This is a genomic window from Neptuniibacter sp. QD34_54 (assembly GCF_047778055.1).
In the GTDB taxonomy this organism is placed as follows: Bacteria; Pseudomonadota; Gammaproteobacteria; order Pseudomonadales; family Balneatricaceae; genus Neptuniibacter.
Genome location: NZ_CP180546.1, coordinates 264220 through 286336, shown reverse-complemented (window position 1 = coordinate 286336; position 22117 = coordinate 264220). Strand labels below are relative to the sequence as shown.

19 protein-coding genes are annotated in these 22117 nt (G+C 44.3%); 11 read left to right on the top strand and 8 right to left on the bottom strand.

Translation table 11 applies throughout. The features are described from left to right. Window positions 1–175: 175 nt before the first annotated feature. The gene (lpdA, locus tag ACMXYP_RS01210; protein ID WP_415883191.1) at window positions 176–2311 is read left to right on the top strand and encodes a dihydrolipoyl dehydrogenase; all 2136 of its coding nucleotides are present in this window, start codon (window positions 176–178) and stop codon (window positions 2309–2311) included. On the opposite strand, the gene ACMXYP_RS01205 is transcribed toward lpdA, so the two are convergent. The 4 genes from ACMXYP_RS01205 to ACMXYP_RS01190 form a co-directional block, all read right to left on the bottom strand. After that, entirely contained in the window at window positions 2302–2790 is a 489-nt protein-coding gene (locus ACMXYP_RS01205) for a hypothetical protein (RefSeq protein ID WP_415884697.1), read from the bottom strand. The two genes, lpdA and ACMXYP_RS01205, sit on opposite strands and share 10 nt — an antisense overlap. Window positions 2791–2998: 208 nt before the next feature. Next, window positions 2999–3847 (bottom strand): MTAP family purine nucleoside phosphorylase, encoded by an 849-nt coding sequence (locus tag ACMXYP_RS01200; protein WP_415883190.1) that lies wholly within the window; start codon window positions 3845–3847, stop codon window positions 2999–3001. A gap of 9 nt (window positions 3848–3856) precedes the next feature. Next, on the bottom strand, window positions 3857–4768 hold the full coding sequence (locus tag ACMXYP_RS01195; protein WP_415883189.1) for a radical SAM protein: 912 nt from the start codon (window positions 4766–4768) through the stop codon (window positions 3857–3859). 17 nt (window positions 4769–4785) lie between these two features. Beyond that, a complete protein-coding gene (locus ACMXYP_RS01190) occupies window positions 4786–5469 on the bottom strand; it encodes a TIGR04282 family arsenosugar biosynthesis glycosyltransferase (protein ID WP_415883188.1) in 684 nt (227 codons plus the stop codon). A gap of 174 nt (window positions 5470–5643) precedes the next feature. On the opposite strand from ACMXYP_RS01190, the gene nfsA reads away from it, so the two are divergent. Genes nfsA through ACMXYP_RS01175 form a run of 3 tightly spaced genes read left to right on the top strand, consistent with a single transcriptional unit; the run spans window position 5644 to window position 8424 of the window. Next, entirely contained in the window at window positions 5644–6381 is a 738-nt protein-coding gene (gene nfsA / locus ACMXYP_RS01185; RefSeq protein WP_415883187.1) for an oxygen-insensitive NADPH nitroreductase, read from the top strand. Between the two features lie 55 nt (window positions 6382–6436). After that, window positions 6437–7669, top strand: coding sequence for an EAL and HDOD domain-containing protein (locus tag ACMXYP_RS01180; RefSeq protein WP_415883186.1), 1233 nt, complete (start codon window positions 6437–6439; stop codon window positions 7667–7669). A gap of 11 nt (window positions 7670–7680) precedes the next feature. After that, window positions 7681–8424: a sulfite exporter TauE/SafE family protein gene (locus tag ACMXYP_RS01175; RefSeq protein WP_415883185.1), complete on the top strand. Its 744-nt coding sequence runs from the start codon at window positions 7681–7683 to the stop codon at window positions 8422–8424. Window positions 8425–8466: 42 nt separating this feature from the next. Here ACMXYP_RS01175 and ACMXYP_RS01170 read toward each other — a convergent pair whose 3' ends face one another. Further along, window positions 8467–9207 (bottom strand): glycosyltransferase family 25 protein, encoded by a 741-nt coding sequence (locus ACMXYP_RS01170; RefSeq protein WP_415883184.1) that lies wholly within the window; start codon window positions 9205–9207, stop codon window positions 8467–8469. A 90-nt stretch (window positions 9208–9297) separates the two neighbouring features. On the opposite strand from ACMXYP_RS01170, the gene ACMXYP_RS01165 reads away from it, so the two are divergent. Then, a complete protein-coding gene (locus ACMXYP_RS01165) occupies window positions 9298–9972 on the top strand; it encodes a glycosyltransferase family 32 protein (protein WP_415883183.1) in 675 nt (224 codons plus the stop codon). On the opposite strand, the gene ACMXYP_RS01160 is transcribed toward ACMXYP_RS01165, so the two are convergent. Then, complete coding sequence (locus ACMXYP_RS01160; protein ID WP_415883182.1) at window positions 9955–11277, bottom strand: O-antigen ligase family protein; 1323 nt, start codon at window positions 11275–11277, stop codon at window positions 9955–9957. The two genes, ACMXYP_RS01165 and ACMXYP_RS01160, sit on opposite strands and share 18 nt — an antisense overlap. 215 nt (window positions 11278–11492) lie before the next feature. After that, window positions 11493–13325 carry a dihydroxy-acid dehydratase gene (gene ilvD / locus ACMXYP_RS01155; RefSeq protein ID WP_415883181.1) on the bottom strand — a complete coding sequence of 611 codons (1833 nt, stop codon included), beginning with the start codon at window positions 13323–13325 and terminating at the stop codon, window positions 11493–11495. 230 nt (window positions 13326–13555) lie between these two features. Here ilvD and ACMXYP_RS01150 point away from each other — a divergent pair, with 230 nt between their 5' ends. The 4 genes from ACMXYP_RS01150 to ACMXYP_RS01135 all read left to right on the top strand — a co-directional run bounded on the left by ACMXYP_RS01150 (window position 13556) and on the right by ACMXYP_RS01135 (window position 16433). Next, window positions 13556–13801: a hypothetical protein gene (locus ACMXYP_RS01150; protein WP_415883180.1), complete on the top strand. Its 246-nt coding sequence runs from the start codon at window positions 13556–13558 to the stop codon at window positions 13799–13801. Between the two features lie 294 nt (window positions 13802–14095). Next, a complete protein-coding gene (locus ACMXYP_RS01145; RefSeq protein WP_415883179.1) occupies window positions 14096–14359 on the top strand; it encodes a PepSY domain-containing protein in 264 nt (87 codons plus the stop codon). A gap of 13 nt (window positions 14360–14372) precedes the next feature. Beyond that, entirely contained in the window at window positions 14373–15062 is a 690-nt protein-coding gene (locus ACMXYP_RS01140; RefSeq protein WP_415883178.1) for a response regulator transcription factor, read from the top strand. 9 nt (window positions 15063–15071) lie between these two features. After that, window positions 15072–16433, top strand: coding sequence for an ATP-binding protein (locus tag ACMXYP_RS01135; RefSeq protein ID WP_415883177.1), 1362 nt, complete (start codon window positions 15072–15074; stop codon window positions 16431–16433). On the opposite strand, the gene argA is transcribed toward ACMXYP_RS01135, so the two are convergent. After that, entirely contained in the window at window positions 16430–17767 is a 1338-nt protein-coding gene (gene argA / locus ACMXYP_RS01130; protein WP_415883176.1) for an amino-acid N-acetyltransferase, read from the bottom strand. The two genes, ACMXYP_RS01135 and argA, sit on opposite strands and share 4 nt — an antisense overlap. Before the next feature lie 177 nt (window positions 17768–17944). Between argA and ACMXYP_RS01125 the strand changes: the two genes are divergently transcribed. Together ACMXYP_RS01125 and glnE are read left to right on the top strand one after the other, a co-directional pair. Next, window positions 17945–19066 (top strand): inorganic triphosphatase, encoded by a 1122-nt coding sequence (locus ACMXYP_RS01125; RefSeq protein WP_415883175.1) that lies wholly within the window; start codon window positions 17945–17947, stop codon window positions 19064–19066. 109 nt (window positions 19067–19175) lie between these two features. Continuing rightward, entirely contained in the window at window positions 19176–22076 is a 2901-nt protein-coding gene (gene glnE / locus ACMXYP_RS01120) for a bifunctional [glutamate--ammonia ligase]-adenylyl-L-tyrosine phosphorylase/[glutamate--ammonia-ligase] adenylyltransferase (RefSeq protein ID WP_415883174.1), read from the top strand. Window positions 22077–22117: the final 41 nt, after the last annotated feature.

Sequence of the window (22117 nt, the reverse complement as noted above, 5' to 3'; positions counted from 1 at the left end):
TTTAGGCTCAAAAGGCACAGAGCCTTTTCTACAATTTAAACAACGAATTTAGGCGCAGTTTAACATAAGCTGATTTATTCATATCGTTGATTTACTCCTAACATACGTAAGGAAATTGAAACTTTCCGAATTTATCTCTGTCCTAGAAGCTTCTGAATTTAAGTAGATATTATTGATGAAAAAGCTACCTCTACTCCTCGTTATCCTAAGTGCAATTGCGGCCTTCTTTATATTTGATCTGGCCCAATACTTAAATTTGGACTTTATCAAAAGCAATCAAGCGAGCTTCGAACAGTATTACGCTGAGAATCCAATCAAGACAGTGGCGATCTTCTTTGGACTGTACGTGCTCGTTACAGGGCTTTCTTTACCCGGTGCTGCCATTATGACGCTGATTGGCGGTGCACTATTTGGACTCGTTACCGGCTTACTCATCATATCTTTCGCCAGTACCATCGGAGCAACTTTAGCTTTTCTCTGTTCCCGCTTTCTATTTAGGGAAAGCATTCAAAACCGCTTTGGTAAGCAGTTACAGTCTTTCAATGCTGGTATGGAGAAAGAAGGTGCTTTTTACCTCTTCACCTTGAGGTTAGTGCCAATCTTCCCCTTCTTTATGATCAATCTAGGTATGGGCCTAACCCCAATCAAGACGTGGACATTCTATTGGGTAAGCCAGGTAGGCATGCTGGCTGGGACTGCCGTTTATGTAAACGCAGGTACGCAACTAGGTCAGTTAGAATCGCTCTCAGGCATTTTGTCTCCAGGGATCCTACTGTCATTTACTTTATTAGGTTTATTTCCACTGATCGCCAAGAAAGTTATCGATCTACTTAAAGCAAAGCAAGTCTATGCCGGTATTCAAAAGCCCTCTACATTCGACACTAATATTGTTGTTATAGGAGCTGGTTCTGCCGGACTAGTCACCTCTTACATTGCAGCAGCAGTAAAAGCCAAAGTCAGTTTGGTTGAAAAGCACAAGATGGGAGGTGACTGTCTCAATACGGGCTGCGTGCCCTCTAAAGCTCTGATTCGTTCCGCTCGCTTTGTAGCAGATAGCAAACGTAGTCAGGAATATGGCATTGAGCACAGCGAGGTAAAGTTCAATTTCGCTGATGTTATGGAGCGAGTATCCAAAGTCGTAGAACAAGTAGAACCTCATGACTCGATTGAACGCTACACAGGGTTAGGCGTCGATTGTGTAACTGGCAATGCAACCATTCTTAACCCCTATGAAGTGGTCGTAAACGGAGAGATCATTACGACCAAGAATATTGTCATTGCCACAGGCGCTAGACCACGTATCCCTGCGATCAAAAACATAGAAGCAATGCAGCCACTGACTTCAGATAATCTGTGGCAGATACGCGAATTACCGAAACGACTGTTAGTGCTCGGCGGCGGCCCAATAGGCTGTGAATTAAGTCAATGTTTTGCTCGTTTTGGTTCTGAAGTGAGCATCGTTTTACGTGGCGATCACATTATGCCTAAAGAGGACAAAGACATCTCTGACTGGGTTAGTCGGCGCTTTGACCAGGAAGGCATCAATGTATTAGGCAATCGCAAAATGCTGGAGTTTGTAGAACGAGAGGGAAGCAAGTACCTTGTTTGCGAACATAAAGGCCAGATGGACGAGATTCCTTTTGATCAACTTTTGGTAGCGACTGGACGACAAGCTAATGTGAATGGCTTTGGCTTAGAAAATTTAGACATACAAACCAAAGCTGACGGTACTCTAGAAGTAAACGAGTACTTACAAACAAAATACCCGAATATCTATGCTTGTGGTGATGTAGCAGGCCCATACCAGTTCACACACGCCGCAGCTCATCAAGCGTGGTATGCAGCAGTAAATGCTCTGTTCGGTCGTTTCAAGAAGTTTAAGGTGGACTACTCGGTAATCCCCGCAGCAACTTTCACCGATCCAGAAGTCGCACGTGTGGGTTTGAACGAGTTAGAAGCTAAAGAACAGAATATTGCTTACGAAGTCACCAGCTTTGACCTTGAAGAGTTAGATAGAGCAATAGCCGACAGTGACAACCAGGGTAAGGTTAAGGTACTAACGGTGCCGGGCAAAGATAAAATTCTTGGGGCAACCATCGTGGGGCCGCACGCGGGCGAACTTATCACCGAATTTGTCACCGCCATGAAACATGGCTTAGGCTTTAACAAAATCTTAGGCACCATTCATATTTACCCGACTATGAGCGAGGCGAACAAGTACGCTGCTGGTGAATGGAAGCGCGCAAACGCTCCACAAAAACTACTGGACTGGGTAGCAAAATTTCACCACTGGGAACGTGGTCAAAAGTAACGCTGTTTTACTAATTTGATAAATTCAGGCCAGGCCTGTTTTAACCATAATCTCTGATAAAGGCAGGTGATTTTAAGCCAGCCTTTATCTTCATATTTGCGCGCACTGGTAGATAAAGGAACTGCACAACATTTCAGTTTTATGCCTTGCTGACGCACATACCAAACGAACAGGTGATCTTCGCCATAAGCAGCAGCCTCTGGATACCCTCCTACCTGTTCAAATAAGGGCTTTGAAATTAAAAAGCCCTGATCGCCAAAGGGCACTCCCAGAAGCCGAGAACGAAGGTTCGCACCAAGCGCATTGATAGGCATCGCAGAGGGCCCATCAGCAATAAAAGCCAGCGAGCAATAATGCAGACGTTCAGGATAACGTTTTAAATTATCCAATAAGCTGGATACTAAACCGCTGTCGAATCGACTATCTAAGTGAAGAAACCAAAGATACTGTCCCCTAGCCTCTTTTGCTCCGCGGTTCATCTGTATGGCTCGACCAGGATCAGTGCACAACCATTTCACAGAGTATTTTGATAAGCCGGTGCAACTTGGAGCTAAGACGAGTTGCGCTTGTTTACAAGCAACAAAAATCAGCTCAGCCCCGTCAGGGAGGTGTTGTAAGTCTTGCAAGAACCCCTGCGGGACCTCTTCTTCTATAGGCCCCACAGGAATAATGACGGAGAGGAAAGGCTTAGGCACTCAACAGTTCCAACAGCTCTTTCTGAGATTGGTTCAAGCTATCTCGCGGCGTTAATACAGCAGATGCCAAACTGCTACGGCTAGCACAATCAAACGCCTCTTCTGGGCTGTTAATAAAGGCTGTGAGTACCGCTTTTGCTTTTTCTAAACTTGCACCATAGCGGGCAATCACCTGCTCCACACTCACATGATGCGCAGGATCATCCATCCAGCAATCATAATCGGTCGCTATAGCAATAGTGCAATAACTGATCTGCGCTTCTTTTGCTAAAAACACCTCTGGCACATTGGTCATCCCAACTAAGTCACAACCCGCAGCGCCTCGTAAGAAGAAGCTTTCTGCTCTAGTACCTAATCGCGGCCCATCAACACAGCCATAGGTTTTATTTCGATGTAGGGAAATGCCTACCGATTCACCTGCTTTTTCAAGCGCATCAGCTAAAGGTTTAGAGGTTGGCTCGGCGGTGGAAACATGGGCTGCTAACCCGTTACCAAAAAAGCTTTTCTCGCGGTTACCTTTTACAAAATCAAAGTATTGATCCGGCAACGACAGATCACCCGGTTTTATCTCTTCTTGCAGACTGCCGACAGCGGACAAACCGATTACCTGCGTCACGCCAAGTGTCTTTAGAGCCCAGATATTTGCACGATAATTTACTTCCGAGGGCAGTAACTCATGACAACGGCCATGACGGGGTAGAAAAAACAGATCCCTTTCACCCATCCGACCTTGCAGAATAGGGGCCGAAGGGGAACCGAAAGGTGTCTCTATCTCATGCTCTCCCGTAACTTCTAACCCTTCTAACTGATATATACCTGTACCACCAATGATTCCTAACACACTCGCTCCTTATCCTTCACTACAAGACGCACCGTAAGCAAAACAGCTATAACAACGATGATGCTTCATGCTTACTCGATGCTCTAAACTTTCTCTTAAGCTACCGCCCAAATCGTACTCTTCGTCATCATCCACCAGCGTACAAGCATAGACGCGCATCTGACCATTTTTCTTCACCACCATTTTGCTAAAAGCGCACATAAAATCTTTGCGGCTCTCTTCCGTTTGGTAAGTGGTCATACATGCTGTAGTTACCTGAGGTACCTGAGGAAGGCTCCCCGGTGTGGCAAAGTCAGGGAATGCGACCAAATTCAGATCGCGCGGCAAACCGTATTCAACAAAGAGTGTTTTAAATGCTTCATCAACCGACGCTTTATCTTCCTCTTTATCCATGTGCCGAGCGACAGATATATGAAACCCTAAGTCATAAAGCTGCTTTAGGCCGTTAAGGGCGCTAACAAAGTTACCCTCACCGCGTCCCGCATCATGCTCTGCTGCAGTTGGCTTATCTAGGCTTACCCGAAAATTCACGGGGTAGTTCGACTGACTTAATGTTGCAACCTCTGCCATACGTTTCTGAATCGCTTCAGTCCCATTTGTTAAAACAAGGCAAGGCTTAAACTGGGAGGCATACGCTAATATTTTGATCAGCTGTTTAGCGAGAAACGGCTCACCTCCGGTAAATGAAAACTGCTCAACACCAAGCTCCAGAGCTTCATCGATATAAGGCTTCACATCTTCAAACTTAACCAATTCCAAGCGTTTATCGCCTGGGGCTGAACCTTCTAAGCAAAAGGGGCACTGCAAATTGCATGCGGTGCCAGTGTGAAACCATAATTCACGTAATGTAAAAGGATCGATATAGCCCCGCTCCTCACCTTGCGGGGTCTTATACCAATTTTCCGTATGGATACGCTGCATAAATGACCTGTTTATTCCTAACTTGTAACCATCCTGTTATTCACTATAGGCGTAATCAACTGCAGTAATGCTTGTCTTGCTATCCGCTGATCCGATTTAAGATCCTCGATCAATCGCACCAGATCTGCTTCAAGATCAATATCATAAGTCGGTGCGATATAGCCCACTGACAGCCCGGCACCTAAACAACACTCTTCAAGCCCTTGCGCTAAATGCTCAGTACTCCAAGGCAGTGCTTCGATATCCGGCCATGCAATCCCTGAAGCCATCACTGTGACACCTCCGTCATCGGCCTTACTGCAAACAACATCATAATCAGCCATCTTTTGACTAACCTGCTGAAGAAGATCCAAAGTTAAAATCGGTGCATCTGTACCGATAGTCACGATGTTTTGATGACCTTGCTCTCTCAAACGTTGATCAACTGCATTTATTCTTTCGCCAAGATTACCCGATGGCTGTGGAATCACCTGAACGTGCTCACCTTCCAGTAATCCCTCTGCCCATTCAACCTCATCAACAGAAGCGGGTGATAGTACAACCCTACCCGACCAAGCATCAGCATCCTCGAGTGCACACTGCAACAAAGCCTTGGCAATCTCAAAAGTTGTTTCAGCACCTAATGAGGCCGCGATGCGTTGTTTACCCTGCCCATTACGAGGCTGCTTACAAAAGATTAATAGCGTGAAAGCTTTGCTCATATACAGGAGTAACCTTTATTTAAATTCCCTAACTGATTGATAGACCTAAGCTTAACGCGATAGTTCAAGGAAAACATATTCCAAACAATAGCTAAAGTTAATCCGCTACCGCCCTTCTGCTAAAACCAAGGCTGTGATACAACTCAAACTTTAAGTTTTTATTTAAGGGCTGCTATGAATCAGGTTATCCAACTTCTTAACGCACATCGCTCTATCCGAAAGTTCACTGATAAACCAGTGAGCCAAGAACAGATCAACCGTTTTGTTCAAGCAGGCCAAGCAGCTGCAACGTCAAGTTTTATTCAGGCTTGCACGGTTATCCAAGTTAATGATCCAGACAAGCGAGCTTCACTAGCGGAATGGGCCGGTAATCAAACTTATGTAACAGAGGCGCCGACCTTCCTAGTCTTCTGTGCAGATATGAAACGCCATCAACTAAGTTGCGATATGCACGATGCGGAAATGCTATCTGGATTTACAGAACAATTTATTACTGCCACAGTCGATTGCGGCTTATTTGCGCAAAATGTTGCCATTGCAGCAGAATCCGAAAATCTGGGCGTGGTTTATATTGGCGGTTTGCGTAATAAGATTGATCTAGTATCTGACGCATTAAACCTACCAGAACTGGTCTACCCTGTATTTGGCATGTGCATTGGTGACCCTGATCAAGACCCTGAAGTTAAACCTCGTTTACCATTGGATGTCGTGCTGAAACATGACCGATACGATGACAGCCAAGATCAAGAGCTTATTGCCGCATACGACCAAGATGTTCAAGCGTATTATAAGAGTCGTACTGGCGGTCAAAAGGATATGACTTGGAGCGAACAAATCTCTGGAATGCTGCAAAAAGAGGCGCGTCCACATATGCTTTCTTTCCTACAACAGCGTGGCTTTTTACAGAAGTAAACCTTGGAAAAGGTTATAATCAGTACTATCTCGAGCTAATCAATAGGAGTAAAACATGACGGGATCAATTGAAACAGGCGAATCTCTAGATCTACTTCTAGCACGACAGCCTGTGTTCAATAAAAGTCAGGACGTGGTCGCGTATTTGCTGTTATATCGTAATGATGATGAACAAGCTCCTAATACAATCAACGATCATCTGGCAACTTCTTCCGTTATCCTCAACACTTACGCAAGCATCTGCGAAGAAGGGGAAGTCAGGTCACTTCCTTGCTATATCAAACTTACTGATAAAACATTGATGGCAGATAACTTTCCAGACTTACCAAAGGAAAGCTTTATCATCGAAATTTTAGGACATTCAAAAATAAGCCCTGAATTTGTTCAGCGAGTCCAAGAGCTAAATCAACAAGGTTACCGCCTTGCCTTGTCTGACTATCGACCTCACCCAAAATATGAACCTCTGTTAAATTTAGTTCACATTTTAAAGATAGATATACAAAAAACAGGTGTCGACCAACTCCCTCAGACCGTAAAAGATCTTCGCCCTTACCATCTGGAACTTTTAGCTGACAAAGTCGAGTCTCAAAATGAATTCCGTAAATGCCATGAGTTGGGCTTTGCCCTTTTCCAAGGTTATTTTTTAAGTAAACCAGAACCAGTAAAAGGGAAAAAACTAGGCAGCAGTAAGGTTCTTCTTTTACAAATGATGGTAGAACTTCAAAGCCCTACCGCTACAGCGCAGTCTGTTGAGCAATTAGTTGTTAATGATCCTCTATTAACCTATCGAATCTTACGCGTTGTAAACTCCGCAGCTTTTAGCATCCAGCGAGAGATCGAGTCCTTATCGCATGCAATCAGCCTTTTAGGCTTCGAGCAAATTCGTAAATGGGTTAGCCTATTCCTAGTCACTGACACGCAAGAAAAGCCCGAAGAACTAACTCGCAGCATGCTAGTCCGTGGGCGTATGTGTGAACTACTTGCCGAGATGCTTGGACGTGATCAACCCATCAACAACTTTATTACAGGTCTATTCTCTAAATTAGATGTACTTCTGGATATGGAGATGCCGGAACTGCTTGAGCAAATTCCACTCCAAGCAGATGTCAAAGCAGCCCTACTATCCAACGAGGGCCAGCTAGGGCAAATTCTTGATCAGGTTTGTCATTACGAACGTGGCGATTTTCAGGATTTAGATCTACTACTTGATCAACATTTCTATGAAGCCGCTTATCGCCATAGCCTGAGCTGGTCACAGCAAGTAATGCAATCTTTAAGTGATAAATAACAGGCTCATGTGTGCCGATTCTTGAGAATATCGAACTCACCCTGCTGCTAATTTTTGCGGCAGCAGGAACTTCATTTATTACCGCCGCTATGGGGATTGGTGGCGGTGTCCTACTCTTAGTAATTCTTGCCTCTTTTCTACCGGCTTCAGCACTGATACCGGTTCACGGCCTTGTTCAGCTAGGCTCCAATGGCAATCGTGCGATTGTTACTCGACAGCATATCGACTGGGAGATGGTGATTAGCTTTAGTATCGGTGCCCTAATTGGCTCGGCACTCGCTTCACTAATCGTTGTACAACTACCTTTGACGTTTATCCAGATTTCCGTTGCCCTATTTATTCTGTTTCTAGTCTGGGGCCCAAAATTAGGCGCACATCAGATGAGCAAAAACGGCCTCGTCGTAGCTGGCGCTGGTACAACCTTCGCATCCATATTTGTCGGTGCGACCGGCCCTCTTGTCGCAGGTTTAGTGCATCGACAAAATTACGATAAGCACAGCAGCACTGCTAATTTCGCCACCTGCATGAGCATGCAGCACCTGCTGAAGATATTTGTATTTTCTTTTGTAGGTTTTGCTTTCTGGCAATGGCTGCCGTTAATCTTACTGATGATTTTAGGTGGGATGTTAGGCACTTGGCTTGGACTTAAAATGCTGAACCGCATTCCAGAAAAGCAGTTTAAAGTGATTTTTAAAACGGTTATTACACTTCTAGCGCTTAGGCTACTTTGGCAAGCATCAGTCAATTTTTTATAGATACAATAAAAACGTAACCACTCATATTCTTATATCTGGGGTTTACGTTCTGCATCTACTACGCACCTTCCAACTTAGATTCCACAGTTTCATCCTACAAGATCGATAGAAACGGTATATTTCCCGCGTAATTTTATAGGTAAAATTCACTTTCGTTTTAGCATCAAGCTGTATGTAAGTACCTAAGTCATTAGGCGCTGACACTATTGGTGGAAACAATCCAATCGCAGGAACATGATGTAGATAAGAACTACCAATAAAGTAATCGACCGAATAAAGCCATCGATTACTAGCATCAAGAAACGCCTTAGCCCCTTCAGGAGATATAGAATAGCCTCCTGTGCGCATGTCATTAGCGTCCCAAAACACTAAATCTACACATGTATTAACCGAGTTTATTTTAGAATGGCTACCGAATTGTGTTTCTAACCTTATATAGCCATAGGTGCGATGAAGGCATTCAAGTTCTGCTAATGCATCTTTAAAACCAGCAAGCGGAATAGCATCATCCTCTAAAATCACTATAGGCCGATTTAATTCAATACATTTTCGCCAAAGCAAATAGTGACTAGCGTAGCAACCCCTCTCACCCTTAGAAAGCGGCCGACTCTTAAAAACCTTCCTAAAGCCATCATCAGGTAAATGTACTAAAGAAGATGGTAAACCATTATGACCATTAACAGCATCGAATACGGTATACACCAACTGCGATTCATCCAATATTTTTGCTATACGCTCTCGTCTTTTAGAGGCTTCAGGCAAACTGATAATGAATATATCCATGATCCCAAATGGTAACTACTGACTTAATTAAGAGGGTAGTTTAACATGACCCTCTCATTCTCCATACACAATAACGTGCTATCGATACATATGAATAAATCTATCCATGCAATTTGGCTGGGCGCAAAGATGCCTCCATTATCACACGCCTGTGTAAATGACTGGAAGAAACAAGGCTATGAGGTCAATCTATGGACCGATTCTAATGAACAAGTATTGGACTGGATAAGTAATTGTGAATTTTCGCGAGAATGTTACAAAAAAGGGTTATTTGCATTTGTAAGCGACTATCTAAGAATATGTATTTTACACAAATACGGTGGCTTATATTTAGATACAGACGTAACAATAGTTCATGACCCATTCGAGCTTTTTAACGACTGTGATTTTTGTATCGGTTTGGAAAATAAAACTCTAATCGGCACAGCATCTATTTTTTCGAAAAAATCCAATAAAATACTAAAAAACCTGCTTAACTTTTATGAGAATGAAATCATGTCCAGCCCCTTATATATGGGCCCCGACATCATGACTTATGTATTAGAGCCTTTAAAAAGCACTGATGGAATTAGAGTTCTAGATCCTGAATACTTCTTCTCTTACCAGGGGCAAGATATCGAATTCAATCACCCTAAGAATGCTCATTTAATACACTGGTACCAACATTCTTGGAAAAATAACGATATCCCTTTCCTAAAATCCAAACATAAAGGGATTTTAGGAAAGTTATACGAATATCAAAAACCATTATTCAGACGAAAATAACCTATTATTCCTTTCCAAGGTTGACAAGTAATTTTCATATTTAATGGCCAGTGGGATAGAATATATACCAGCCATAAATACAGTATAAGTCCACAATCCTGCTTTCATATACCAAAAAGACTCAAAGAAATTAACAAAAAGCCAATACCCTAAAAACATAACTGCAATATACTTTATATATATCACTTCATTTTCAAACTTTAAAACCTCAACAACAGGCAGTATCAACAATAAAAGGCAAAGAGTGAGGCCCAACAAACCAAAGCGAAGAACAGTAGCTATATATGAGCTATGAATATGCCGATATTCCTCCACTATAGTATCAGGCAACCTTGTAGATTCCAGAATCAAATACTTTTCTACACCATCCCCAAACCCTAAGAATATACTTTCTGGAATCCATAGGAATGATTCAATCCACAAATTTAGCCTAACACCGAAGCTAGTATAAGGAATGTTATCAAAATCCCCTTTCAGGATATAATCCGTAACGATATAAGCCTCTGAACTTAAACGACTAGAAACAATATCAAAGCTTAGAATTACTACCAAAAAAGAAACAAAAGATATCAGAAAAAAAACACAGTTTTTAACTGTATACTTCTTATTAATATATAACTTGTAAGCTGCAAGACATAACAGAGAGACAACAACACCTAGGATTGCCTGCCTTGTTTGCATAATCAATAGAAGCGTAACATAGAACAATATAAAGAAACCCGCACATAAAAAAAGTGCCCTATGCTGATTACACTCTTTATAGATATAGCTAAAATAGACCAAAGCTATCAATAAACTTGCACCAATAATCAATGCCCCATGCTGAGCATTACGATATCCAAAATCTACACGAACCCCAGAAACCCCCTTCAATATATCGTTTAACAAAAGCCCTTCTTGACTTAAAGTAAAAATGGACCCAATAGCAAAAGATATAAGTACTGCCCATATATACTCTTTCTTTCCTTTTAGCCATATAGCAAAAAAGAAAAAGACAAATAGTTCAAAAAGCCTTCCAATCTTTGGTGATTCAACAGCAATATCAGGATAGAAAATCGATGAATAATACCAACTCACCACTTGCAGAATAAGTGCAACTGGTAGTAACCAAAGAAACTTTATTTTCTTAAAAAAATCCCAACGAAAAGCCACAAAAACAAACGACAGCAAGAGTACTAACGTTTGAAAAATATCAGCCAAAAGTTTCCAAGAGTCTTTAAATGCAGCATAAATACATATACTAAAAACCATAAAAAAAATAGTTTTCTTAGATTCTAATAACTTTTCAATTTTGCTGTAGACCATTAAAAAAATTGACCTATGAATTATTTATCAGAAATATTGCAATAAACTTATAACAAAAGAACCATACCGACCGTAACATACTCTTTAACGCCAAAATTAACAGACTTCTCTAAGAAAGGTCACTAGACATATGCCCAAAAACACTTAACTAAAATATAAGACTAAAAAGAAAGAACCCTGCATAAGCAGGGTTCTTCTAAGACAAAGACACAAGTTTAATCTAATTTAGATAGATCTCGAACAGCACCTTTATCTGCTGATGTAGCCAACATACCGAATGCTTTCAGTGCAGCTGATACTTTACGAGGACGCTCTTCAACCGGCTTCCAGCCAAGCTTATCCTGCTCTGCACGGCGTTCTGCTAACTCTTCATCAGAAAGCAATACATCGATTGTGCGGTTAGGGATATCGATACGGATAATATCACCGTTACGAACTAGACCGATTGCACCACCTGCTGCAGCTTCTGGAGAAACGTGACCGATCGACAGACCAGAAGTACCACCAGAGAAACGACCATCAGTCAGCAATGCACAGGCTTTACCTAGACCTTTAGACTTGATGTACGACGTTGGGTAAAGCATCTCTTGCATACCCGGGCCGCCTTTAGGGCCTTCGTAACGTACGATAACAACTTCGCCCGCTACTACTTTATCATCAAGAATATTCTGAACCGCTTCATCTTGAGATTCTGTAATGTGTGCAGGGCCTTCGAATACAAGGATAGACTCATCTACACCAGCAGATTTAACCACACAGCCGTCTAGCGCGATGTTACCTTTCAATACAGCAAGACCACCTTCCAAAGAGAACGCATTCTCTAATGAACGGATACAACCATTCTCACGGTCACCATCTAGTGTTGGCCAGCGAGTAGATTGGCTAAATGCTGTCTGAGTTGGGATGCCCGCAGGACCAGCACGATAAAACTCCAATACTTCAGGAGTTGGGTTACGCATGATATCCCACTTATCCAGTGCATCTTTCATTGTCGGAGCATGAACCGTTGGAACGTCTGTGTGTAGCTTACCGGCACGATCAAGCTCACCCAAAATCCCCATAATGCCACCAGCACGGTGAACATCTTCAATGTGGTAATCAGGCGTGTTTGGCGCCACTTTACATAGCTGAGGCACTACACGGGATAAACGATCAATATCATCCATGGTGAAATCGATCTCAGCTTCCTGAGCGATAGCCAACAAGTGAAGGATCGTATTTGTTGATCCGCCCATAGCGATATCAAGCGTGATGCAGTTTTCAAACGCTTTAAAACCTACAGAGCGAGGTAGAACTGATTCATCGTCCTGCTCGTAGTAGCGTTTAGCCAAATCTACAATCGTACGACCTGCTTCTAGGAACAAGTTTTCACGATCAGCGTGAGTTGCAACTACAGTACCGTTACCAGGAAGTGCAAGGCCTAGAGCCTCTGCCAAGCAGTTCATAGAGTTCGCTGTGAACATACCAGAACAAGAGCCACAAGTAGGACACGCAGAACGCTCTACTGCATCAACTTCTTCGTCAGATGCATTTGGATCTGCTGCAAGTACCATCGCGTCAACTAGATCTAGCTTATGCTCAGCTAGTTTAGTTTTACCCGCTTCCATTGGGCCGCCAGTAACGAAGATTACTGGGATATTCAGACGCATAGACGCCATCAACATGCCCGGTGTGATTTTGTCACAGTTAGAGATACAAACAATCGCATCTGCACAGTGTGCATTTACCATGTACTCAACAGAGTCAGCGATAATGTCACGCGATGGCAGAGAGTAAAGCATGCCGTCATGACCCATCGCGATACCATCATCGACTGCGATAGTATTGAATTCTTTAGCAACACCACCCGCCTTTTCAATTTCGCGAGCTACTAGCTGTCCCATGTCTTTCAGATGTACGTGACCTGGAACAAACTGAGTAAATGAGTTTGCCACAGCAATAATTGGCTTGTGGAAATCCTCATCCTTCATACCTGTTGCACGCCATAAAGCACGTGCACCCGCCATATTACGACCTGCCGTCGATGTCTTTGAGCGATATTGTGGCATTTCAATGACCCTTGTTTGTAATAATTTTGCTTAGCTATCGAGTATAACAGAACCGTTGCGAAAACCGTCGTTCCAATATTGCTTTGTTCGCAACAGCATATACCACGAAATGCGTTACCAAATGCACGAGGCTAATCCGACCAATAGATTAAAATTATGCATGTTCCAGCCCTTGCAGAGTCGAAGCCCGCACTCTAATCTTGGCAGCTTAGTTGTGTTAGAGGTTAATCATGTCCAACTTAGATAAAAAAGAGATTCGCTCTGACAAGTGGATGCAACTCTTCATCAAATCAGGCGTTCCGATCGCCATCATCAGCATTATCTGCTTGTGGGTGGGGTGGTTTTTCAAAATCCCTTCCCTAGGCCAAATATTTATTGTTACTGCTGCGATTGCGCTTGCGATCGGTATGGCTTACAACGTTCGCTTTGTCATTCTTTCGGTTAGACAATTAAAAGAAAAACAAAAGAAAGACTGATCTACTCCCAGTATCTCGATTTCTCTCTGGGAAACTTCTGTGGGGAGGCCCTCCTCACAGAATACCATTCACACTCGATACAGTTTCACGCCCGTAAGCTAGGCTATAAATTCTTTATATAAGTAATTTATCTGGTCACACGAACTATTTACTATCCATTCCATAGTACGGGATACTTAGAAATTAACGAAAAAACGGCCCATTCTGCATTCTTCCGAGAGTCAGATACTAAGGCTTAATATTCTATTGTTTGTGTAATCTGAATAGTGACCTGCACCAATGAGGTTTTCCCACATGCTCAAGCAGCAGATTCGATATGCTGTATTGTTACTAAGCCTAATGACTGGCTTAGCACCAGTGGCAATGGCAGACGATTCGCCATTAACACTCAAACAAGCCATGACCGCCGCGATTGAAGCAAGCGGTGGTGAAGTAATAAAAACAGAGACTACTGAATTTAAAGGACGTGCCGTTTTTAAAATACGCCTCGTTAAAGAGGGTCATGTTAAAGATATCTTGATTGACGCCAAAAGCGGCGCCGTGATTACCCCCAAATAAGGAGTTAAATACAATGAAGTTACTTGTTGTTGAAGACGATCCAGATCTACGCCGCCAATTGACGACAGCCTTAGAGGGTAACAACTATACAGTTGAAGAAACTGCTGATGGTGAAGAAGCGCTGTATATGGGGCAGGAATACCCATATGACCTCGCTATTGTCGACCTCGGTTTACCAAAGCTTTCTGGCATTGACGTGATTAAGAAATGGCGCGCAGAAGGTAAAGAGTTTCCAATTATTATTCTGACTGCCCGTGGCGATTGGCAAGATAAAGTAGAAGGTTTAGAAGCTGGTGCTGACGATTACCTGGTTAAACCTTTCCATATGGAAGAGCTACATGCACGCCTAAACGCTTTATTACGCAGAGCAGCAGGTCACTCGAAACCTGTGCTTGAGTTTGGCCCGCTCAAAATCGATACCACTGGCCGCGTTGTTTACCGCAACGGCGAACCGGTTAAGCTAACAAGCTATGAGTATCGCACCTTCGAATACTTGGTATTAAATACAGGCAAGACTATTTCAAAGAGCGAGTTAACTGAACACTTGTATCACCAGGACTTCGACCGCGACAGTAATGTACTGGAAGTATTTATCCGTCGTTTACGTCAGAAACTGGACCCTGATCAAGAGTTACAGCCGATCACTACCGTACGCGGGCTCGGCTACCGTTTCGCCCTCACAACTGATCAGCCAAACGACTAAGGATAGTTCGTGAATATTCGATCTCCCCTGCAGTCATTGCAGGGGCGACTGTTGATTGCATCAGCAGTCATTCTTCCAATCGTTCTTCTTATTGCAGGATTAGCCTTGAGCAAGGCTTACCACAGCAGTTTAGAAAATTCGGTGAGAGACCGTTTGCAGCTACAGGTTTACCTGCTCCTTGGTGCAGTAGAACTGAAAGAGGATCATATTCTCTTCCCTGAGCGATTACAGGAACCTCGCTACGAACAGATTAATTCCGGTTTATATGCCGCTATACATGATCAAGAGGGCAATATTCTCTGGCGTTCTCTATCATCTGTACTTCTAGACGACCCTCAGCTTTCTGAAGTGATAAACCTTAGCGGATTAACCACTGGCGAGCCGAGGTTTGAACATTTGGAAGAGGCACAACTCTACCGATTCCAACTACGCATCATTTGGGAAACAGCAGGCAAAGAAAAGTCATATTTATTCACGGTTATGGAATCAGATGATCTCGTCATTCGTGATATCCAAGCTTATAACCAGCAATTAACAGCATGGCTTGGTATCATTTTTCTAGTCGCCCTATTAGCACAAACTTTCATCCTAAGCTGGGGTTTAACCCCATTAAGACGCCTCGCTAAAGATCTAAAAGCGATTGAAGCAGGAAAAGCAGAGACGCTAGAAGGCCTTTACCCTGATGAGGTTGAGCCAGTGACCACCAACTTAAACGGCTTAATTGAGAGTGAGCGAAAACAGCGGGAGCGCTATCGCAATACTTTGGGGGATCTGGCCCACAGTTTGAAAACACCTCTCGCAGTTATGCGGGGTGCCGAGCTAGAGGAACACGAGTTGCCTACTTACCAATCCCTAGTATCCGAACAAGTAGAACGGATGAATCAGATTGTTCAGTATCAGCTGAGCCGCGCAGTTAAAAGTCAAAATAAGCCACTCGGGAAAGCGGTCGCTGTTGAGCCAATCATTGAGCGAATGCTCTCAGCGCTTGGAAAAGTGTATCGGAATAAAAACATTGTTTCAGAAACTGCATTAGCAGATGCGCTAACCTTCTATGGCGATGAACGCGATCTTATGGAAGTGTTGGGTATGATCATGGAAAACGCGTTTAAGTACGGTCATAGTCAGGTTGCTATCTCTGCATCACAATCTGATCGAGAGTTAAAAATAACCATCTGTGATGACGGCCCCGGAGTAACACCAGAGATGCGCCAAGTCATTTTACAACGCGGCGCTCGCTTGGATACGTCAATTCAAGGACAAGGGATTGGCTTATCTGTAGCCACCGATATTATCAGTAGCTACCAAGGTCAGATTGAAGTGAAAGACTCCCCACTTGGCGGAGCCTGCTTTGTGATTCACTTCCCAAGTTAAAGATTAAGCATAAACACTTTGGAATTGCGCTGGAGATTAAACAGCGCTTTCTTCTCACCCGGCAAGTTATCCACAGGGGTTTCGACAAAACCACGCTCAACAAACCAATGCGCCGTCTTAGTTGTCAGCACAAACACCTGCTTAAGGTTGTGCTGCAGCGCTTGCTGTTCAATCGCTTTAAGCAGCTTATCGCCTCGTTCAGCCCCTTTATATTCTGACGAAACGACCACACAAGCCAACTCTGCCATCTGGTCTTCTGGGAACGGATATAGAGCAGCACAGCCAATCACCACGCCATCACGTTCGATAAGCGTGAAACGTTCGATCTCATTTTCTAAGACTTCACGCGAACGCCTTACCAGGGTGCCATCCTGCTCTAAAGGTTGGATCAATTCTAACACCGCACCTACATCTTCAATCGTTGCAGAACGAAGCTGCTCGTAGGAATCTTGCAGCACCATAGTACCCGAACCATCACGGGTAAATAATTCACCTAGTAAAGCACCGTCTTCTTTATAACTGATAAGATGGCAACGACGCACACCCTTGCGACAAGCAGCAACTGCGGCTTCTAAATGACGCGACATTTCCGTATGTGGTTGGTCTGTATCTTCCAATGAAGATAGATACTGCCCAACCAAGCGTTCAGCCTTGCGGGTCAATAACTCACTACGCAATTTGCCCGAGCTATCCAAAACACCTTGATCCGCACCAAACAAAATCAACTTATCAGCATCTAAAGCACTGGCAGCAGCCGTCGCTACATCTTCAACTGATAGATTGAATACTTCACCGGTTGGTGAGTAGCCTAAGTGAGAAAGTAGAACGATATTGCCATCATCTAACTGCTGGGTAATGGCATCATGATCTAAGCGACGAACTTCACCCGTATGGGCCATATCGACGCCGTCCAGCACACCAACGGGCTTCGCTGTCACAAAGTTGCCAGAAACAACCTTAATGCGCGCACCGGCCATCGGCGTATTAGGCAACCCCAAAGACAATCTCGCTTCAATTTCTGCCCGCACAATAGCGGAGGCTTGAATGACACAAGTCAGGTTTTCTTGATCGGTCACGCGAAGGTGATGATGCAAACGTGTTGTTAACTGCTTTTGTGCAAGCTGTTCTTCGACCTGTGGTCGCGACCCGTAAACCAAAATCAAACGCACACCTAAGCTATTCAGCAAGGCGATATCATGCACAATGTTGGCAAAGTTAGGATCAGCAACGGTTTCTCCACTCAACATCAACACAAAGGTGTTACCCCGATGCGCATTGATATAAGGAGAGGAATGGCGGAACCAATTGACGTATTGTTTAGTGTCGTCGTTCACAGTCAGTCTACAAGCAGTTTTCAATGATTAGGTCTATTACGGCTACTGTAGGCTTAATCGGCACAAAAGCCAAATATTCATCCATCTGAACATTACTCGGCAAGAGTGATTTAAAGCCCTATCTTAGTGCGTTAGACTGCAAACTTAGATGGCAGCCTATAAAGAGAAAAAACAGAGATGGCATTAGAAGTAGAGCTAAAGCTAACTTTAAGCCCGCATCATGTGGAATCATTAAAACTACAACCACTGTTCCGCTCCTCTCAAGTTCGAGAATTGGGTAGTCACCAGTTAGGTAACATCTATTACGACACCCCCGATCAGCAACTGACTCAACATCGTGTAGCCCTGCGCATTCGACGCAAAGGTGAACAGCTGATTCAAACACTGAAAAGCAGTGGTTCTTCTGAAGCAGGTATGCACTCACGCAAAGAGTGGGAGTGGCTGATTAAGCAACCGGAATTAGATTACGCACTACTTGAAAGTGCAGAATGGCCTAAATCCCTTCAAGACCCGAATATCCACGCTCAAGTCGCACCAATTTTTAGCACCGACTTTACCCGTACAACGTGGATACTCGATACCCTGGATAGCAAAGGTAATGTGCTAAAAGCCGAGATCGCTTTAGACCAAGGCACTGTGAGTGCTCATGGCCGAGAAGATCCTCTGTGTGAGCTAGAGCTGGAACTGCTGGAGGGCGAGGCGACTGAGATGGTCAAATTCGCATTAGATCTAGCGAAACATATCCCTCTCTATATTAGCGATATCAGTAAAGCGGAAAGAGGCTATAGACTACTCGATCCAGAGGCCTATGACGTTCATCGTAAACTTCCTGAATTCGATGAATCTACTACGCTAGAACAAAGCTTCAGCACTTTGTTGCAAAAAGAACTCGGTCTGTGGCCACGCTATTTAGAAGCTTGGCAATTTACTCAAGATTGGAAATACATCCCCCTAGCACTCGAGTCACTGCGTAATATTGGCGCCCTCTACGAGACCTACAGCGATATTGTGCCTGCAGAACCTGATGGCAAGATCGACTTCCTTCTCAGCAAACTGATCCGTCAGTTACGAGATATCGATGCGTGGCGACGTACTGCAGTGATCTCTGGCCAAAAAGATAGCGACCTGACCAAGCAACAGCAGCAACGCTCGGAAGCACGTTTAAATGTGTTATTACAAACCGCAGAACCGGGCGTTTTAGCTCTACTGATATCAGAACAGCTGATAGAAAAATCTTGGCGCGAGCGCTGGCAGGAAAGCCACCAGCAACTTGCCCAAAGTTGTTTAACAAAAGCATGATAAGCATCACTCATTCAGTTGTTTTAGACTGTTAGAATGATTTTGGGGTCTTCATTTACTGCGCATCATATTTGGCCCCAAGTTTCACATTTCAGGAGACATAAGCCTTATGCTCAAACCGCACATGGATTTACTGCCAGAAACACTTCAACCGGTACTCACCAAAAACTGGGAACCCCTTGAAGAGATTCTGACCACACTGAGCAACACCCCTGAGAGTTTTAGTCAGGACTTAAGCCGTGTTCTGACCGGCAGTAACTTCGTGGCGGAGCAACTCGAGCGTCGTCCTGAAATGTTGAGTTCGCTCCTGGAAAGTGGTGATCTATACAACACCTATTCAGAAGAGCAATATCACAACACACTGAAAGAAACCTTTAGCTCCTTAGAAACGGAAGAACAGCTTCACAAAGCGATCCGTTGTTTCCGTCAGCGCGAACAAGTTCGCCTAATATGGCGTGATCTCACCCGTGCCAGCGATATGCGTACAACCACCCGCGAGCTGTCTTGGTTGGCTGATGCCTGTGTCGAACAAACCATGAACTGGCTGTATGACCAAGCTTGCGAACGTTGGGGAACACCAACCGGCCGACACAGCCGCAAGCCGCAACGCATGGTTGTACTGGGCATGGGTAAGCTAGGTGCAAACGAACTGAATTTATCCTCCGATATCGACCTGATCTACGTTTATCCAGAAAACGGTGAAACCGAAGGCAGCAAAAAGTGCCTCGACAATCAGGACTTCTTTATCCGCCTAGGAAAAAAACTGATTCAGGCGCTGGATAACAGCACCATCGACGGCTTCGTATTCCGTGTTGACATGCGCCTACGTCCATTCGGCTCAGCGGGTCCCTTGGCGATCAGCTTCGATGCTATGGAAGGTTATTACCAAGAGCATGGTCGTGAGTGGGAACGCTACGCCATGATCAAAGCCCGCGTAATGGCCGGTGATAAAGAAGCGGGTGATGAGCTAATGCAGATTCTCCGCCCATTCGTTTACCGTAAATATATCGACTTCAGTGCATTTGACTCTCTTCGTGAAATGAAAGAGATGATCAGCCGCGAAGTCCGTCGCAAGGGCCTGAATAACAACGTCAAATTGGGTTCGGGTGGCATCCGCGAAGTCGAGTTTATTGCACAAGTATTCCAACTACTGCGTGGCGGCCGTGATACACGTCTGCAACAACGCGAGCTGTGTAATATTTTACCGATTCTGCCAGACGTCGTAGGCATGCCTGAACAAGCCTCTAAGGAGCTGATGGCAGCTTATGAGTTTCTTCGTAACGCCGAACACGCCATTCAAGCGGTAGCTGACAAACAAACTCAAGAACTTCCTAACGACGACGTAGAACAATGCCGCTTAGCATTCAGCATGGGCTTTAACGATTGGGAAAGTTTTACAACTGAATTAGAAAGTCATCGCGAAAAGGTACGCATCCACTTTGCCGACCTGATTGCGCCTTGTGAAGAAGCTGAACCAGAAGAGGACTCTGCATGCGATGATACTTGGCTGTCTCTGTGGAATGACGACCTCGAAGATCAACAGGCGATTGACCTGCTTGAAGAACAAGGTTTCGACGACCCTAAAGAGGCATGGCACAAGATCAATACCTTGCGCGAATCGCGTACCGTGCAGATGCTACAGCTCATTGCGAAAGAACGCTTATTAGCCGTACTGCCTATTTTGCTACGTGAAATCGCCGCGACTGAAAATGCGACAGAAACCTTAGGCCGAGTCCTAACGCTGATCCAAGCGATCTTAAGGCGTTCCGCTTACCTAGTATTATTGGCCGAAAACCCAACCGCACTTCAGCAGATGGTGAAACTCTGTTCAGCATCTAGCTGGTTCTCAGAAAAACTCGCGAAGCAGCCAATTCTATTGGATGAGTTGATTGACCCTAGCAGCCTATATTCACCACCGGATAAAGCTCAGCTAAACAGCGAACTACGCCAACAACTGCTACGTATTCCAGAAGAGGATACGGAGCAGTTAATGGACACCCTACGTTACTTCAAGAATGCCCACTCATTGAAAGTAGCGGCGTCTGAGATCACCGGTGCGTTGCCGCTCATGAAAGTAAGTGATTACTTAACTTGGACTGCCGAAGTTATCTTAGAAGCGGTGGTCGATATCGCTTGGAAGTTAATGACCGAAAAGCACGGTGCTCCGCAGAAATCAGCTGGCGTACCCTGCAACCCAGACTTTATCGTTTTAGGTTACGGTAAAATGGGCGGTATCGAGCTTTCCTATGGCTCAGATCTAGACCTCGTCTTTATTCACGATTCTGATGCGAACCTGTTTACCGATGGCGAGAAGCAGATCGCTAACTCGGTCTTCTTTACTCGCTTAGGTCAGAAGATCATCCACATCCTAAATACGTTTACCACCTCAGGTCAGTTGTACGAAGTAGACATGCGTCTGCGTCCATCTGGTAACTCTGGCCTATTGGTCAGTTCTCTTAAAGCCTTCTCCGACTATCAACACAAAGAAGCGTGGACTTGGGAACATCAAGCTCTTGTCCGTGCCCGAGTAGTTGCCGGTGATGCCGCTCTAAAAGAGAAGTTTGAAGAGGTGAGAGCCGAGATTCTTAAACTGCCAAGAAAAGATGAAAAGTTACTGGAAGAAGTAACTGAGATGCGCGAAAAGATGCGTGACCATCTGGGTAGCAAAGGCAACGATGAAGAGAACCCTGTATTCCACCTTAAACATGACCGTGGTGGCATTGTTGATATTGAGTTTATCGTTCAATACTTGGTTTTACGCAACGCCGGTAAATGCCCTTCTCTTTATGAGTTCACCGACAACATCCGTATTTTAGATGCTGCCGAGCAGATCGAGTTAATCAGCCAAGATACTGCTGAAACTCTACGAGAAGCTTACAAGGCTTATCGAGCAGCAGGGCATCGTCAAACCTTGCAGGATCGCTCCAATACTATCTCTGGTGCTGAGATGACCGAAATGCGAAATGCAGTCGCTAACATCTGGCAAGAGGTCATGTCAGGGGAAAGCTAAGCTTTCTCCCAATAACGAAAAGGGCAGTACCTGCGAAGGTA